The organism is Novosphingobium sp. (assembly GCF_041915465.1).
In the GTDB taxonomy this organism is placed as follows: domain Bacteria; phylum Pseudomonadota; class Alphaproteobacteria; order Sphingomonadales; family Sphingomonadaceae; genus Novosphingobium.
Genome location: NZ_JAYSBK010000016.1, coordinates 1 through 15,339 on the forward strand (window position 1 = coordinate 1; position 15,339 = coordinate 15,339).

13 protein-coding genes are annotated in these 15,339 nt (G+C 64.7%); 9 read left to right on the forward strand and 4 right to left on the reverse strand.

Annotated features, from left to right (window positions below):
• The 3 genes from ACE3SN_RS04770 to ACE3SN_RS04780 form a co-directional block, all read left to right on the forward strand.
• A partial coding sequence (locus ACE3SN_RS04770) for a TonB-dependent receptor domain-containing protein (protein WP_374527979.1) occupies positions 1-1,613 on the forward strand: 1,613 nt, incomplete at its 5' end.
• Between the two features lie 196 nt (positions 1,614-1,809).
• The gene (locus ACE3SN_RS04775; protein ID WP_374527981.1) at positions 1,810-2,109 is read left to right on the forward strand and encodes a PilZ domain-containing protein; all 300 of its coding nucleotides are present in this window, start codon (positions 1,810-1,812) and stop codon (positions 2,107-2,109) included.
• Positions 2,110-2,206: 97 nt separating this feature from the next.
• The gene (locus ACE3SN_RS04780) at positions 2,207-3,463 is read left to right on the forward strand and encodes a class I SAM-dependent methyltransferase (protein ID WP_374527984.1); all 1,257 of its coding nucleotides are present in this window, start codon (positions 2,207-2,209) and stop codon (positions 3,461-3,463) included.
• Positions 3,464-3,639: 176 nt separating this feature from the next.
• Here the strand turns inward: ACE3SN_RS04780 and ACE3SN_RS04785 are convergent, their stop codons facing one another.
• The 3 genes from ACE3SN_RS04785 to purF all read right to left on the reverse strand — a co-directional run bounded on the left by ACE3SN_RS04785 (position 3,640) and on the right by purF (position 6,264).
• Complete coding sequence (locus tag ACE3SN_RS04785; protein WP_374527986.1) at positions 3,640-3,996, reverse strand: PilZ domain-containing protein; 357 nt, start codon at positions 3,994-3,996, stop codon at positions 3,640-3,642.
• Positions 3,997-4,081: 85 nt separating this feature from the next.
• Complete coding sequence (locus ACE3SN_RS04790; RefSeq protein WP_374527989.1) at positions 4,082-4,795, reverse strand: SDR family NAD(P)-dependent oxidoreductase; 714 nt, start codon at positions 4,793-4,795, stop codon at positions 4,082-4,084.
• Entirely contained in the window at positions 4,792-6,264 is a 1,473-nt protein-coding gene (gene purF, locus ACE3SN_RS04795) for an amidophosphoribosyltransferase (protein ID WP_374527992.1), read from the reverse strand. The genes ACE3SN_RS04790 and purF overlap by 4 nt, the downstream gene beginning before the upstream one ends.
• A 194-nt stretch (positions 6,265-6,458) precedes the next feature.
• Here purF and ACE3SN_RS04800 point away from each other — a divergent pair, with 194 nt between their 5' ends.
• The 5 genes from ACE3SN_RS04800 (at position 6,459) to ACE3SN_RS04820 (ending at position 10,461) form a co-directional block, all read left to right on the forward strand.
• Complete coding sequence (locus tag ACE3SN_RS04800; RefSeq protein WP_374527994.1) at positions 6,459-7,523, forward strand: cytochrome-c peroxidase; 1,065 nt, start codon at positions 6,459-6,461, stop codon at positions 7,521-7,523.
• A 176-nt stretch (positions 7,524-7,699) separates the two neighbouring features.
• A complete protein-coding gene (locus ACE3SN_RS04805) occupies positions 7,700-8,941 on the forward strand; it encodes a lipoprotein-releasing ABC transporter permease subunit (RefSeq protein ID WP_374527996.1) in 1,242 nt (413 codons plus the stop codon).
• Positions 8,934-9,608 carry an ABC transporter ATP-binding protein gene (locus ACE3SN_RS04810; protein ID WP_374527998.1) on the forward strand — a complete coding sequence of 225 codons (675 nt, stop codon included), beginning with the start codon at positions 8,934-8,936 and terminating at the stop codon, positions 9,606-9,608. The genes ACE3SN_RS04805 and ACE3SN_RS04810 overlap by 8 nt, the downstream gene beginning before the upstream one ends.
• A gap of 86 nt (positions 9,609-9,694) precedes the next feature.
• Positions 9,695-9,973, forward strand: coding sequence for a hypothetical protein (locus ACE3SN_RS04815; RefSeq protein ID WP_374528000.1), 279 nt, complete (start codon positions 9,695-9,697; stop codon positions 9,971-9,973).
• Positions 9,973-10,461, forward strand: coding sequence for a glutathione peroxidase (locus ACE3SN_RS04820; RefSeq protein WP_374528001.1), 489 nt, complete (start codon positions 9,973-9,975; stop codon positions 10,459-10,461). The genes ACE3SN_RS04815 and ACE3SN_RS04820 overlap by 1 nt, the downstream gene beginning before the upstream one ends.
• 28 nt (positions 10,462-10,489) lie before the next feature.
• Here ACE3SN_RS04820 and ACE3SN_RS04825 read toward each other — a convergent pair whose 3' ends face one another.
• Positions 10,490-11,650: a Yip1 family protein gene (locus ACE3SN_RS04825; protein WP_374528003.1), complete on the reverse strand. Its 1,161-nt coding sequence runs from the start codon at positions 11,648-11,650 to the stop codon at positions 10,490-10,492.
• A gap of 193 nt (positions 11,651-11,843) precedes the next feature.
• Between ACE3SN_RS04825 and dnaE the strand changes: the two genes are divergently transcribed.
• On the forward strand, positions 11,844-15,329 hold the full coding sequence (gene dnaE, locus ACE3SN_RS04830; protein ID WP_374528005.1) for a DNA polymerase III subunit alpha: 3,486 nt from the start codon (positions 11,844-11,846) through the stop codon (positions 15,327-15,329).
• Positions 15,330-15,339: the final 10 nt, after the last annotated feature.

Here is a 15,339-nt window from a genome sequence, read left to right on the forward strand (position 1 = left end):
CCCTGCGCGCCTACCTCGCGCTTGAAGGGCCGCTGCCGCTCGAGGGCTGGGATTACAAGATCGGCGCATCCTATGCCCGCAGCGAAAGCTCGTCGGTCCTCGGCTCGGGCTACTACTATCGCGGTACGCTTTCCGGCACGGGTGTGAACGGCAAGCCTGATCCGGCCGCGCCGATCGCGCCGGGGGCGACCGTTCCCGGCATCATCGGCCTGATCAACGCCGGCATTCTCAACCCCTTCAGCCTGACGCAGACCGCGACGGCGCTGTCGGGTCTCGATGCGGTTTCGGCGGAAGGCGTCACGCTCTATGGCGGGCGCTACATCGTCAAGGAAGCCGACGCTTCGATTTCGGGCCCGTTGTTCGCGCTGCCGGGCGGTGACGTCCAGATCGCCGCAGGGGTCGATTATCGCCGCGAAATCTACGAGTTCAACGGCTCTGCCGCGGCTGCCGCGAACCAGCCGGTGATCTTCCTGGCCGCGTTCGACAACGTCAACGCGCTTACCCCCAAGCACCGCGACGTGAAGGCGGCCTACGCGGAAATCAATCTGCCGATCTTCGACATGCTGACGGTCAGCGGCGCATTCCGCATCGACGACTACACGGGCTTTGGCACCACCACCAATCCCAAGGTGACGGTCAAGTTCCAGCCGACCGACTGGCTGCTGCTGCGCGGCTCCTATTCGACCGGCTTCCGCGTGCCGACCTTCAACCAGATCTTCAACGGCGTAACCGAAAGCCCCTATTCGGGTAGCGACCTGGCCGATCCGGTGGCCTGCCCGGGCGGCGTGCCGAACGCCACCAACCCGTCCTGCGCGATCATCCGGCCCGACATCTGGACCGGGGGCAACCTGAACCTCGGGCCTGAAACGGCCAAGATGGCCAGCGTCGGCTTCGTGTTCAAACCGGCCCCGCGCTTCAGCCTGTCGGCCGACTGGTGGATGATCAATGTCGACAACACGATCCAGCTGCTGACCCTGCGCCAGCTGATCGACAACGCCTCGCTGTTTCCGGACCGCTTCATTCGCGATGGCAGCAACGCCATCACGGTGATCGACGACACCTGGATCAATGCCGGTGCCCGCCGCACCCAGGGGATCGAGTTCGCCGCACGCGGCGGGTTCGAAGTGGGCAAGGGCGTCATCTCGCTCGGACTCGATGGCACGCTGCTGATCCAGAAGAAGGAAAAGCTCACCCCGACCGCGCCGTGGAGCGCGAGCCAGATCGGCGTGTTTTCCTTCGCGGGCGACCTTGGCCTGCGCTGGAAGCACAATGCCTGGATCAGCTATGGCACCGACGATTTCGTGGTGACGCTGACCCAGATCTTCCGTTCGGGCTATGACAACCAGATGCTGCCGGGCATCGCCGCCGGTACCGTCACCCGTCCGGATTTCAACGCCAAGGTCGATCCCTATTCGATCTACAACCTGTCGGTCAGCTATCTTGGCCTCGCGCCGGGTTACAAGCTGACCTTCGGGGTGAAGAACATCCTCAACACCGATCCGCCGTTCGCCATCACCTATGACGGCAACACCGGCGCGGGCAGCTCGTGGGAGCCGCGCGTCGCCGATCCGCGGGGCCGTTCGTTCAACGTGCAGGTTGAAGTGAAGTTCTAGGCAGCGCGGGCCGATCCTGTCGAATCGGCCCCGTAATGCATCAGAAACCTGGGCGCGCCTGACCAGTCGGGCGTGCCCTTGCTTTGGCTAAACTATTGAATTTTCGACCGTGAATCCTCAAGAACTCGTTAACCGCTATTTTACCCGGAAATCCTAGACTTTCGGCCGTCACAGGCTTTTCCTGCAACGGTGTCCAATGGCGAGTGAACCGGTTTTCGAGGCAACAGGTGGCCGCAAGGCCGAACGCAAGCAGTATGAAGCTGTTGTGCAGTTTCGGTTCGGCACCAAGCGCGCCACGGTAAAGGTGTGCGACATTTCGCCGTTCGGTGCGCGGGTTCAGGGTGTTTACCTGGTCCATCCCGAAGATCGCTTCTGGATCAAGATCGGCCATATCGAACCCATCGAGGCACGCGTTGCCTGGGTCGAGGACTTCGAATTCGGCTGCGAATTCATCCGGCCGCTCAACCAGGCCATCTTCGAGGCAGTGACCCGCTGAGATCGCAAGGCAATCCATCGCCGATCATGCAAGGCTGGCCGGGATAACTGCCCGGGGCGGATTGCCCGCCGCGCGGGCCCGGTCCATATGCGGCGGCATGAATTTCGAAACGTCCGGAAGGGGAGCCGAGCTCGTTTCAGGCGGCCGATCGCTAGGTGTCGGGCCGCAGTGGCTGGCGCGCGCCTGGGCCGGCGGCTTTCACAAGTTGCTCGACCGGATCGACGCCGGGCTCGCCTCCGGTGCGATCCATGCGAACCTGCCCGACGGCTCGCAGCGGCGGCTTGGCGGCCGGGCACCCGGTTTCGAACCGATCGTCAACCTCAGGGACTGGCGCGCCTTGCTGCGCCTGGCAACGGGCGGTTCGATCGGCTGGTATCAGGCCTGGGAAGCGGGCGAGTGGGACAGTCCGGATCCGGTGCCGCTGTTCGCACTGTTCATGGCCAATGCGGAAACGCTGGGCGGAACGGCGCGCGCCAGCGGGCCGTGGCGGGTGATGCTGCGCGCGTTTCACCGGCTGCGCCGCAACACCCGCGCCGGTTCGCGCCGCAACATCCACGCGCACTATGATCTGGGCAACGATTTCTACAGCCAGTGGCTCGACCCGGCGATGGTCTATTCCAGCGCGCGCTACGATCGCGGCGCGGCTTCGCTGGCGCAGGCGCAGCAGGACAAGCTGGACACCATCGCCAAGCGGGTGGCGGGCGCGCAAAGCGTGCTGGAGATCGGCTGCGGCTGGGGCGCTCTTTCGGCGCGGCTGGCGGCCGCTGGCGCGCAGGTTACCGCGATCAGCCTGTCGGATGAGCAGCTCGACTATGCTCGCGGGCGCCACGATCCCGCGATCGACTTTCGCAAGCAGGATTACCGCGACGTGGCGGGGCAGTTCGATGCCATCGTCAGCGTCGAAATGGTCGAGGCCGTGGGGCGAGAATACTGGGGCGAGTTTTTTGACTGCCTGCAGCGCAACCTGAAGCCCGGCGGACGCGCCGCGATCCAGTACATCGCGATTCGTGACGAATTGTTCCCGGCCTATGCCGCCAGCGCCGATTTCATCCAGGCCTATGTCTTCCCCGGCGGGATGCTGGTGAGCGAGGCGGAGTTCCGGCGGCTGGCCGCCGAGCGGGGTCTGGAATGGACCGACCAGGCCAGCTTTGCCGGTGATTATGCCGAAACGCTGAAGGCCTGGCGCGCGAACTTCGATTCTGCCGCCCGGGAAGGACGGCTGCCGAGCGGGTTCGACGAACGCTTCATCCGGCTCTGGCGCTATTACCTGATGTACTGCGAAGGCGGCTTCAGAGGGCGCGGGATCGACGTGGCGCAGGTGACGCTGATCAAGCGAACCGCCGCAACGAACTGAGCCGATCCGCTGGCGGACCGGCTCAGAACTTGGGCTCCCACCCGGCGGGACGCGAAGCCGGGCACTTGTTTGGGGGGTAAGGGACAGCCGGCCAAACGGACCGGATGGGAACCCAGGGGACTTGGTCGATAAATCCCCAAGCGGCGCCATCGCGGCACCGGTTAGGGATTTGCGACCTAGAGATTCCGGTAAACCGGCTCGCCGCGCCAGCGCGTGAGGATATTGTCGTGAACGATCGGGCTGAGCAATTGTTCGAAGGCACAGCCGACCAGGCTGTTGTCCCACCAGATCACTTCGGCCTGCAGTGCCTCGAGCCCCGGCAGGGTGAGCCAGCAGACGGTGCCGGGGTGAATGCGATTGACCGCAGCGGCGCAGAAGCCGCTGAGCGACAGATCGTGAACCACGCTCTGGTATCCGCGCGCGCCCGAAAAGCGCAACGTGGCCGGGATGGTGATGCGCGTGCGCGGAGCGCTGCGATCTTCCTGCGCAGCCGCGAAATAGGGATCCCGGTTCTGGATCAGATAATCGCTCATGTCAGTTGCGTCCCTCTTGCCAATCCTTGCCGGGATATTGCCCGTCAAGATTTGCAAAGAATGGCGCAAGCTGGTTGAGCGGCCCTTATGACGATTGGTTAACCCGTTCGCGGTGCGGGCTGGCGAATTGTTCACCAATGAGGTCAACCAAACGCGCGGCGACCACTTCGGGAGCCTTGACCGTCTTGGGGTCTTCGCCCGGATAGGCCTTGGCGCGCATCGCCGTGCGGGTTGCCCCCGGATCGACAATGGCAACGCGTATCTTGCTGATATTGCGCACTTCCTGGCCATAGCAATCGAACAGCACCTCGGCCGCGGCCTTGCTCGAGGCATAGGCGCCCCAATAGGCGCGCGCGGCGGTGGCGACGCTGGTGGTAAGGTAGACCACGCGGGCGTCCTTGCTCTTCTTGAGCAGCGGATCGAAGCGCGCGATCAGGGCCTGCGAGGCGAGCACGTTGGCGGTGATCGCGCGGGTAAAGCTGACCTGGTCGATATCGGCAACGGGCGTCAACTGCGGCAGGATCGCGGCGGAGTGAACCAGAATGTCGAGAACGCCCCAGCGCTCCGCAATGGCATTGGCAAGGCGCGCGATGCCATCTGCGTCGGTCAGATCGACCGGGGCGATGGTGGCCGCCCCGCCGGCATCGAAGATCGCCTGCTCAACCGCTTCCAGCGCCTTGGTGTCGCGCCCGGTGAGCACCACGTGCGCACCCTGCGCGGCCAGCGCCTGCGCGGTGGCGGCGCCAATGCCCCGGCTGGCCCCGGTGACCAGCGCAACCTGCCCGGCAAATGCGCTCACGCGACTTTCCCGACCGGCAGCGGCAACTGCCCGCCCTCGGCCTCGCGCTCGGCAAGGTCGGTAAGGCGGGTGGGATAGTCCCCGGTGAAGCAGGCATCGCAGTGCTGCGGGCAGGCGTTGTTGCGACCCGATTCACCGACCGCGCGATAGAGGCCGTCGATCGAGACGAAGGCCAGGCTGTCGGCATAGATGAACTGCTTGATTTCATCGACGCCCATGCGCGCGGCGAGCAGCTTGGACCGTTCCGGTGTGTCGACGCCATAGAAGCACGAGTGGCTGGTTGGCGGGCTGGCGATGCGCATGTGCACTTCGGCGGCGCCCGCATCGCGCATCATCTGCACGATCTTCATCGAAGTGGTGCCGCGCACGATCGAATCGTCGATCAGCACGATCCGCTTGCCTTCGACGAGGGCGCGGTTGGCGTTGTGCTTGCGCTTCACGTCCGACTGGCGCGCGCCGTCGGACGGCTGGATGAAAGTGCGCCCGACATAGTGCGAACGGATGATGCCAAGGCCGAAGGGAATGCCCGACTGCTGGGCATAGCCGATCGCGGCAGGCACGCCCGAATCCGGCACCGGCACCACCAGGTCGGCCTCGACCGGGGCCTCGATCGCCAGTTCCGCGCCGATCCGGCTGCGCACTTCGTAGACCGACTGGCCGCCCATCACCGAGTCGGGGCGGCTGAAATAGACGTGCTCGAAAATGCAGGGACGGGGCGAGGGATTGCCGAAGGGACGGTGGCTGGACATCCGGCCGTCCTGGCGCACTTCGATGATTTCGCCCGGTTCCACTTCGCGCACGAAGTCCGCGCCAACCACGTCGAGCGCTACGGATTCGCTGGCAAAGACCGTCGCATCGCCGATCTTGCCCATCACCAGCGGACGGATCCCCAGCGGATCGCGGCAGGCGATCATGCGCTTGGGCGTCATGCAGATCAGCGAATAGGCGCCTTCGACCATCCGCAGCGCATCGACGAAGCGGTCGAGCAGGGTGGGATAGCGGCTAGTCGCGATCAGGTGGATGATCACTTCGGTGTCGGACGTCGACTGGAAAATCGCGCCCTTTTCAACCAGCTCCTTCTTGAGGTGCATGGCGTTCGAGATGTTGCCGTTGTGCGCGATCGAGAAAGCGCCGCGCGCCAGGTCGGCGTGGAGCGGCTGCACGTTGCGCAGGCCCTGGCCGCCGGTGGTGGAATAGCGCACGTGGCCCGATGCCATGGCGCCAGGCAGTTCGGACAGGATCGTCGCGTCGGAAAACACCTGGGCCACGTGGCCCAGGCCCTTGCGCGCGAAGAAATCGTGCCCGTCATAGCTGACGATGCCGCAGGCTTCCTGTCCGCGGTGCTGCAGGGCATGGAGCCCGAGCGCGGTCAGGGCAGCGGCATCCTTGGCGCCGATCACGCCGAAAATGCCGCACTCCTCGCGGAGCTTGTCGCCGTCCGCGTCGAGGAAGGGATGTGTGATGTTCATGGATTCACCCGGCCAGTGTTGGCGCCGCTTTGGCCCCGAAGCGGCAGAAAGGCAAGGGCGCTCTAAGCCGGCATCACCATGATTTTGCGATGCGGACCGCGCCAAGGGCAGGCGGCCGATCCGCAAAGACCTGTCAGCGTAACGTCAGCCTGATCGGATAAGGCTGCAGCCGAAGTTCACTTGGGAATGACAATATGTCCAGACTTCTGCTTGTCGGCGCCGCCGTCCTCGCCGTGACCGCTGCCGCCTGCTCGGGAAACCAGCAGGTCACCGCACCCGCCGCCGATGACCTGATGAAGGCCGCGCAGGCGCAGTTCAAGCCGCTGCCGGCCAGCTACAAGGACATTCCGGGCAACACGGCGAGCGAGGACCTGATCGCGCTTGGCGCGATGCTCTATCATGACCCGCGCCTGTCGGCGAGCCACGCGCTGTCCTGCGCGGCCTGCCACAATATCGGCCTGGGCGGGGGCGACGATGCTTCCACCTCGGTCGGGCACAAGTGGCAGCTGGGCGGCCGCAACGCGCCGACCGTGCTCAACGCGACGTTCAACTTCGCGCAGTTCTGGGATGGCCGCGCCAAGGACCTGACCGAACAGGCCGGCGGGCCGATCGTCAACCCGGTCGAAATGGCCTCGCCGCCCGAGCATATCGTCGAGCAGCTCAAGTCGATCCCCGGCTATGCCGATGCCTTTGCCAAGGCGTTTCCGGGCCAGAAGGACCCGATCAGCGCGCAAAACGTGTCAATCGCGATCGCGGCCTTCGAAACCACGCTGATCACGCCCAATGCGCCCTTCGACCAGTACCTGAACGGCAAGGCCGATGCGCTGAACCCGGTTCAGAAGGAAGGGCTCAAGCTGTTCATGGACAAGGGCTGCGCCGCTTGTCACAACGGCATCAACATCGGCGGCGGGATGTATGCCAAGTTCGGCGCCGTTGCCGCACCGGACGCGAAGTATCGCCCCGTGGCCGACAAGGGCCGCATGGCCGTGACCAAGGATCCGGCCGACGAATACGTCTACAAGGTCCCGACCCTGCGCAACGTCGCCCTGACCGCGCCCTATTTCCACACCGGTTCGGCGTGGGATCTCAAGGAAGCGATCAAGGTGATGGGCAAGGCGCAGCTGGGCCAGGACATCAACGATGACGAAACTGGCAAGATCGCCGCGTTCCTCGAAACGCTGACCGGCGATCAGCCCAAGGTTCTGGTCCCGATCTTGCCCCCCAGCGGACCAGATACGACCCGCCCGCAGCGCGATTGACGCGCTTGGTCCGCGCCTGCGCGGCCTGATGGGCGGGTTAGGCCGCTCCGGCTCGCTCTTGCCGGGGCGGCCTTCATCTGTCGGCTGCCCGTTTAAAGGGGCGCGGCGCTTGCCACTGCGGCGGGCGACGCCTAAATCCCGGTCCTCATTCCTGCTTGCCCCCCTGCGAGGATCGTTTGCTGCTTTCCCCTTTCGAATGGACCATCGCCAAGCGCTACATGATGCCCGGGCGGGGTGAGGCTTTCATCGCGCTGGTCGCGGGGATCAGCCTGGTCGCGGTGATGCTGGGCGTGGCCGCGCTGGTTATCGTGATGAGCGTGATGAACGGCTTTCGCGCCGAGCTGTTCGACAAGATCGTCGGTTTGAACGGCCATGCCATCGTCCAGGCCTATGGCGGGCGGCTCGATAACTGGCGCGAGGTGCTGCAGGAGGTAAAGGCGACGCCGGGCGTTACCCGCGCCTCGCCGCTGATCGAACAGCCGCTGCTCGCCAGCTTCAACGGCCGGGTCGAGGCGATCTTCGCGCGCGGCAATACGGATGAGGATATCAAGCGGCTGGGCGACAAGGTGCTGTCGGGCTCGCTTGGCGAACTCAAACCGGGGGCCAGCAATGTCGCCATCGGATCGGAACTTGCCGCCAACCTTGGCGCGCGGGTGGGCGATACGATCACGATCATCAATCCGCAGGGCCAATCCACCCCGTTCGGCACGGTCCCGCGCCAGATCGCCTATCACGTTTCCGCCGTGTTCGAGATCGGGGTCTATGACTACGACCAGCGCTTTGTGGTCATGCCGATGCAGGACGCGCAGACACTGCTGCTGACCGGCGATACCGTGGGGATGATCGAAGTGCAGGTGACCGATCCCGACCACGCCGCCGAAATCCTTGCGCCGGTCGGCCAGAAGCTGGCCGGGCAGGCCGTGGTGACCGACTGGAAGACGATCAACTCAAGCCTGTTCGAAGCGCTGGCGGTGGAACGCGTGGCGATGTTCGTGGTGCTGTCGATCATCGTGCTGGTGGCGGTATTCAATATCCTGTCGAGCCTGATCATGCTGGTGCGCGCCAAGACCCGCGACATCGCGATCCTGCGCACCATGGGCGCGACGCGGCGGTCACTGCTCAAGGTGTTCGTGACCATCGGTTTCGTGATCGGTGCGCTTGGCACGCTGGCGGGGCTGGCGCTGGGCTTTGTGTTCCTGTTCTTCCGTCAGGGGATCGTCCACCTGGTGGAGATCGTGACCGGGCAGAACCTGTGGGACCCCTCGATCCGGTTCCTCACCGAATTGCCCAGCCGCTCCGATCCGGTCGAAATCACCGTGATCGCGCTGATGGCGCTGCTGTTCAGCTTCCTTGCCACGCTCTACCCCGCGTTCAAGGCGGCGAGCACCGATCCCGTGCAGGTGCTGCGCTATGAATGATCCGGTCGTCAAACTTTCGGGCCTGACCCGCAGCTTCGAGCAGGGCGGGGTGCGGATCGACGTGCTGCGCGGGGTCGACCTTGCGGTCATGCCGGGCGAGATCGTCGCGCTGCTGGGGCCTTCGGGCTCGGGCAAGTCCACGTTGCTACAGGCGGTCGGCCTGCTCGAAGGCGGCTTTGGCGGGCGGATCGAGATTGCGGGCACCGACGCCTCGGCGCTGTCGGGCGATAGCCGCACCACCCTGCGGCGCGACCGGATTGGGTTCGTCTATCAGTTCCACCACCTGCTGCCCGATTTCAGCGCGCTCGAAAACGTCGTCCTGCCGCAGCTTGTCGCCGGAACGGAGCGCGGCGCGGCGGATGAACGGGCGCGCGATTTGCTTGGCGCGCTCGGCCTTGGGGCGCGGCTCGATCACCGCCCCAGCCAGCTTTCAGGCGGCGAGCAACAACGCGTCGCTGTGGCCCGCGCGCTGGCGAACCGCCCCGCATTGGTGCTGGCGGACGAGCCGACCGGCAACCTCGATGAAAAGACCGCCGACCTCGTGCTCGGCCAGTTTCTCGAACTGGTGCGCCGGCAGGGCAGTGCGGCCCTGATCGCAACCCACAACGAACGGCTGGCCCATGCGATGGACCGCGTGGTGCGGCTGCACGAAGGCGTGCTCGAATAGCAGGTCTCGCTTGACCAGGCCCGCCTCTCGGGCACATTGTCCCTGCCGGGCAACAGGGCAGGCTTGGGGGCGTGAAAGGCAAGACCATGGCTAATTCGCCCACCACCTTCCGCGGTGAACCCGCCGACCCTTCGGGCACCGACTGGAACCACGCTGCCTCGCTACACCGGCGGGGCGACGACGGGATGCTCAATGCCTTCCGCATCATCCGGCAGGGAACGCTGGCCGAACTCGTCCGGTTCGTGGCCTCGCTGCCCGAGGCGGAACGTGCGAATTACGAAATTGCCAAGGAAGGCGGACGCCGCCTAAATCACGTTGAAATCATGGGTCTGGCGACCGCGCCGGACCTTCCGGGGAGAACTTGATGAGCGGCCAGAACACGATTGCCGATTTCACGGCGAAACTGCCCAACGGTGAAGAAATCAGCCTTGCGGACAAGCTTGGCAAGGTGCTGCTGGTGGTCAACACCGCCAGCAAGTGCGGTTTCACTCCGCAGTATGACGGGCTGGAGGCGCTGTGGCGCCAGTATGGGCCGCAGGGCTTCGAGGTGATCGCGTTTCCGTGCAACCAGTTCGGCCACCAGGAGCCGGGCACCGCGGACGAGATCGACCAGTTCTGCAAGGTCAATTTCGGGCTCAGCTTTCCGCTGATGGGCAAGATCGACGTAAACGGTGCGGGGGCGGCCCCGCTCTACAACTGGCTCAAGGCCGAGGCGCCGGGGGTAATGGGGACCAAGTCGGTCAAGTGGAACTTCACCAAGTTCCTGATCGGCCGCGACGGCAAGGTGGTGCGCCGCTATGCCCCGACCGACAAGCCGGAAAGCCTGGCCAAGGATATCGAGGCGCTGCTGTAAGGCGCAGCGCCTCGCATAGCCGCCGCGGTTACTTGGCGAGCCCTTCCAGCTTGGACGCATCAATGCTGGCCACGGCGGACTTGAGCTCGTCGACGCTGTTGGCTTCGCCTTCGGCCTCGACCAGAAAACGACCCGCGACCTGGGTGGCATAGCTGCCCGAATTGCTTGAGCGGTCCCACTTTTCGATGGTCAGCCTGCCGTCCTTGGTGGTGGTGCGCTCATAGCCATTCGCGTCTTCGCGGTTCTGCTCGACGCCAAGTCCGCCCATGATCCCGGCAACCGCACCCATTGCCGCCATGTCCACCACGCGCAGGCGGATCGTCTTGTCGCCCGAGGTATAGGTGCCTTCGGCCTGGGCGCCCATTGCGCCTGCGCCAGTGGATTCAACCGCCGTGCGATTGTAGCCCCCCAGTGCGGCAGGCAGCAGCGCTTGCAGGGCCGACAGTTCCACGGGCTTGGCGTTCTGGGCGTTTTCCAGGTCTTTGGTCGCCTTTTCGATATTGGCGGTATCGATCTTGCCCACGCCCGGAATGTTCACCTCGACATTGTCGCCTGCATTGCCCGACATCATGCCTGCCGCGCCGCCGCCGAACATGTTGCCGACCCGCTGGGTGATTGATCCCGCAATGGTCATCAGCACGATCGCGCAGATCGCGGTAATGACGGTATAGACTGCCGCCTTGGCCTGCGGCACCTTCATCACCGGACCTGCGCCGAGATAGAACAGGTATAGCCCGTAGAGCCCGGCGAGCACGCCCAGCATCATCAGCGAGGGCATGATGCCCAGAATGCCCGCAATCCAGCCCGGCGTCATCGCATAGGCGACGAGTTTGAAGGCCTGGGTTCGGTTTGCGGTTCCTTCGAAGTTTGGCGCGAGAAAGTCGGCCAGCAGTGCGACCACGATCAGGCTGACGATCGACATGACGAAGCTGGTCAGCGCCATCGACAGCCCGCTCATCAGGCTGGGATGATAGGTCGCGATCATCATCGAGATGCCGAATAGCTGTCCGCCGATGAACAGCGCGACCGGCCCGATCGCCGCCAGCGGGATCGCATAGCGGGTGATGATCTCGCCGGGGCTGGACGGTTCCGCCGCGATCACCGGCCAGGTCTCGGCAGGGTTCAGGGTAATTGCCTTGGCGCGGTCGATCAAGCCGCTGTTTCCACTGGGTGTGCTGCTGTCGTTCATTGCAAGTCTCCTTGCTATGTTTGCGCCCCATCGCTGAGGCTGGTGACTGTAGCTGCTCCCCGGCATTTTTTGTGTGGTCAAAGAACCATATCGCTCGCCGAATGAAAAGCGCAATCGGCTGTGGTGGACGGGCGGTGGATAAGGCCGGTCCGTGGGTTTTGCGAATCCCGCTTGCGCGCCCTAGGGTCTGCCCATGGCCTTTGAACGCTTCGTCCCGCTGCGCATTCTTTCAAGCTACTCGATGCTGGAGGGCGCGCTCGATCCCAAGGTGATCGCCAAGCTGGCCAAGGAGCGCAAGTTTCCCGCGATCGCGATTGCGGATCGCAACGGCCTTTACGGGGCGATGATCTTTGCCGGGGCGTGCAAGGACGCCGGGATCCAGCCGATCATCGGCACCCTGCTGGGCGTGCGGCGCGATGCCGGCCAGAACGATAAGGGCGGCCCGATCGACTGGCTGGCGCTCTATGCGCAGGACAACGATGGCTGGCTCAACCTCTGTCACCTTGTCAGCAAGGCGCACCTCGATCGCCCGCTGGAACTGGAACCCCACGTCACGCTGGCCGACCTTGAAGGCCACACCGACGGGCTGATCGCGCTGACGGCTGCGGGCGAGGGCGCGCTGGTGCGGCTGCTGGCCGAGGGCAAGCGCGAGGCTGCAGATGCCTATGCCGAGCGGCTCGAAGGACTGTTTCCGGGGCGGCTCTATGTCGAAGTGGCGCGACGCGGCGACATGGCAGAGGAAGACGCGGAAGATGCGCTGATCGACCTTGCCTATGCCCGCAATCTGCCGCTGGTTGCGACCAATCCGGCGATGTTCGGCGATCCGGGCTTTTACGGCGCACACGATGCCATGCTGTGCATCGCCAATTCGACCCATGTCGATGCGGCGGACCGCCCGCGCTCTTCGCCGCAGGCCTGGGTGAAGTCCGGCCCGATGATGGCCGAACTGTTCGCCGACTTGCCCGAGGCGACCGAGAACACGCTGGTCGTCGCCCAGCGCTGCGCCTTCGCGCCGCCCAAGCGCAAGCCGCTGTTGCCCAGCCTTGCCGGCGACAAGGAAGGCGAGGCGCGGATGCTGGAGGCAGACGCGCGCGCCGGCCTTGAAAAGCGGCTGGAGCCCTATGGCGAAATGGACCCGGCCGAGCGGCAGGCCTATTTCGACCGGCTCGATTTCGAAACCGGCATCATCAACCGCATGGGCTTTGCCGGGTACTTCCTGATCGTGGCCGACTTCATCAAGTGGGCCAAGGACAACGACATCCCGGTAGGTCCGGGGCGCGGTTCGGGCGCAGGCAGCCTCGTCGCCTGGGCGCTGACCATTACCGACCTTGATCCGATCAAGCTGGGGCTGCTGTTCGAACGCTTCCTCAACCCCGAACGCGTCTCGATGCCGGACTTCGATATCGACTTTTGCGAAACCCGGCGCGGTGAAGTGATCCGCTATGTCCAGCGCAAGTACGGGTTCGATCACGTCGCCCAGATCATCACCTTCGGCAAGCTGAAGGCCCGCGCCGTGCTGCGCGATACGGGCCGCATCCTGCAGATGAGCTATGGCCAGGTCGATCGCCTCTGCAAGATGGTGCCCAACCATCCGACCGATCCCTGGACCCTGCCGCGCGCGCTTAACGGCGTGGCCGAGCTGAAGCGCGAATACGACAACGACGACGAGGTGCACCGCCTGATCGACCTTGCAGTGCAGCTGGAGGGCCTGCCGCGCAACTCGTCCACACACGCCGCTGGCGTGGTGATCGGGGACCGCCCGCTGGCGCAGCTGGTGCCGCTCTACCGCGATCCGCGTTCCGACATGCCGGTGACCCAGTTCGACATGAAATATGTCGAGGATACCGGCCTCATCAAGTTCGACTTCCTCGGCCTCAAGACGCTGTCGGTGCTGCGCAAAGCGGTTGATCTGCTTTCCCGGCGCGAGATCAGGATCGACCTCTCCGCCCTGCCGTGGGACGACAGCCAAGTTTACGACCTGCTCCAGTCGGGTGATACAGTCGGCGTGTTCCAGCTGGAATCCGAAGGGATGCGGCGCACGCTGAACGCGGTAAAGCCGACCAATTTCGGCGACATCATCGCGCTCGTCTCGCTTTATCGTCCGGGTCCGATGGACAACATCCCCTTGTTCGGGCGCCGCAAAAATGGGCTGGAAAGCATTGAATATCCGCATGAAAAACTGGCGGGTATCCTGTCCGAAACCTACGGCATCTTCGTCTACCAGGAACAGGTGATGCAGGCGGCGCAGATCCTCGCGGGTTACTCGCTGGGGGATGCAGACTTGCTGCGCCGCGCGATGGGCAAGAAGGTTCAGGCCGAAATGGACGCGCAGCGCCTGCGCTTCGTCGAAGGCTGCAAGGAAGTCTCGGGGATCGACAAGACCAAGGCCAACGAACTGTTCGACTTGATCGACAAGTTCGCAGGGTACGGCTTCAACAAGTCGCACGCCGCCGCCTATGCGCTGCTCGCTTACCAGACGGCCTGGCTGAAGACCCATTACCCGCACGAATTCTACGCCGCCTCGATGTGCTTCGACATGCACCAGTCGGAAAAGCTGGCGGTCTATGTCGACGATATGCGTCGCAACGGCGTGGCGGTGGCCGGGCCTGATATCAACGCGTCCGAGGCCGAATTCACCGTCGAGCGCACCGAGGAGGGCTATGCCGTGCGCTATGCCCTGGCCGGCATTCGCAACGTCGGCGAAAAGGCGATGGACGCGATCGTGGCTGAGCGCGAGGCGAACGGGGCCTTCACCAGCCTTGAAGACCTGTTCCGCCGCACGCCCTATGGCTCGATGAACCGCCGCCAGCTTGAAGGGCTGGTTGCGGCAGGCGCATTCGACGCGCTGGAGCCGAACCGGGCCAAGGTACTGGCCAATGCCGACATGTTGCTGGCCGTGGCGGACGAGGCGGAGCGCACCCGCAATTCGGGCCAGCACGGCCTGTTCGGGGGCGAGGACCATGCCGCGCAGAACGTCCGGCTGGTCGAAGCCGCGCCGTGGAGCCGATCTGAACAAATGGCGAAGGAGCGCGAGAATTTCGGCTTCTATTTTGCCGAGCATCCGGTCGGCCAGTGGCGCGAAATCGCCTCGGCCAACGGGGCGCGGCCCTATGCCAGCCTGATGGAGACCGGGGTTCCGGGCGGCGGGCGGATGCCGGCGGTGATGGCGGCGATGGTCGAAGGCGTGCAGCGCCGCAAGACCAAGCGCGGCAACGATTTCGTGGTGGCGGAATTTTCGGATTCGTCGGGCCAGTTCTCGGCCTCGTGCTTCGAGGAAGCGCTGGTCGAACCGATGGTGCGCTGGGCGCAGGAGGGCACCTGCGTGCTGCTCAATGTCGAACTCGACGCGCCAAGTCCGGACGAGCCGCCGCGCGTGACGGTGCGCGGGGCGCGGCCGCTGTCCGAAGTCACCAGCGTGGCGACGATGGTGCTGAGGCTCGACGTGCTCAGGGTAGAGGCGCTGCGTGACCTTGCCATGCTGCTGCCGACCGATGGCGAAGCGCGCGGCGAAGTCTACGCCAGGCTGTGCACTGGACGCAGCGAGGAGCCGGTGATGCGGCTGGGCAAGGACTTCCGGCTCGACGGTGAACTCGCAGAACGCTTGGCAAGTGTCGAAGGGATTGCCAATGTAACGCTGACAGCGCGGCGCGGCCCAGCTCATCTGAGGCTTGTCGCGTAATACAGACAAG

Excerpts from the sequence above, each read along its gene's own strand:
- purF (WP_374527992.1), bottom strand. The coding sequence starts at position 6,264 with ATGAACATCACACATCCCTTCCTCGACGCGGACGGCGACAAGCTCCGC.
- ACE3SN_RS04820 (WP_374528001.1), top strand. The coding sequence starts at position 9,973 with ATGAGCGGCCAGAACACGATTGCCGATTTCACGGCGAAACTGCCCAAC.
- dnaE (WP_374528005.1), top strand. The coding sequence starts at position 11,844 with ATGGCCTTTGAACGCTTCGTCCCGCTGCGCATTCTTTCAAGCTACTCG.
- ACE3SN_RS04775 (WP_374527981.1), top strand. The coding sequence starts at position 1,810 with ATGGCGAGTGAACCGGTTTTCGAGGCAACAGGTGGCCGCAAGGCCGAA.
- ACE3SN_RS04785 (WP_374527986.1), bottom strand. The coding sequence starts at position 3,996 with ATGAGCGATTATCTGATCCAGAACCGGGATCCCTATTTCGCGGCTGCG.
- ACE3SN_RS04800 (WP_374527994.1), top strand. The coding sequence starts at position 6,459 with ATGTCCAGACTTCTGCTTGTCGGCGCCGCCGTCCTCGCCGTGACCGCT.
- ACE3SN_RS04815 (WP_374528000.1), top strand. The coding sequence starts at position 9,695 with ATGGCTAATTCGCCCACCACCTTCCGCGGTGAACCCGCCGACCCTTCG.
- ACE3SN_RS04810 (WP_374527998.1), top strand. The coding sequence starts at position 8,934 with ATGAATGATCCGGTCGTCAAACTTTCGGGCCTGACCCGCAGCTTCGAG.
- ACE3SN_RS04780 (WP_374527984.1), top strand. The coding sequence starts at position 2,207 with ATGAATTTCGAAACGTCCGGAAGGGGAGCCGAGCTCGTTTCAGGCGGC.
- ACE3SN_RS04825 (WP_374528003.1), bottom strand. The coding sequence starts at position 11,650 with ATGAACGACAGCAGCACACCCAGTGGAAACAGCGGCTTGATCGACCGC.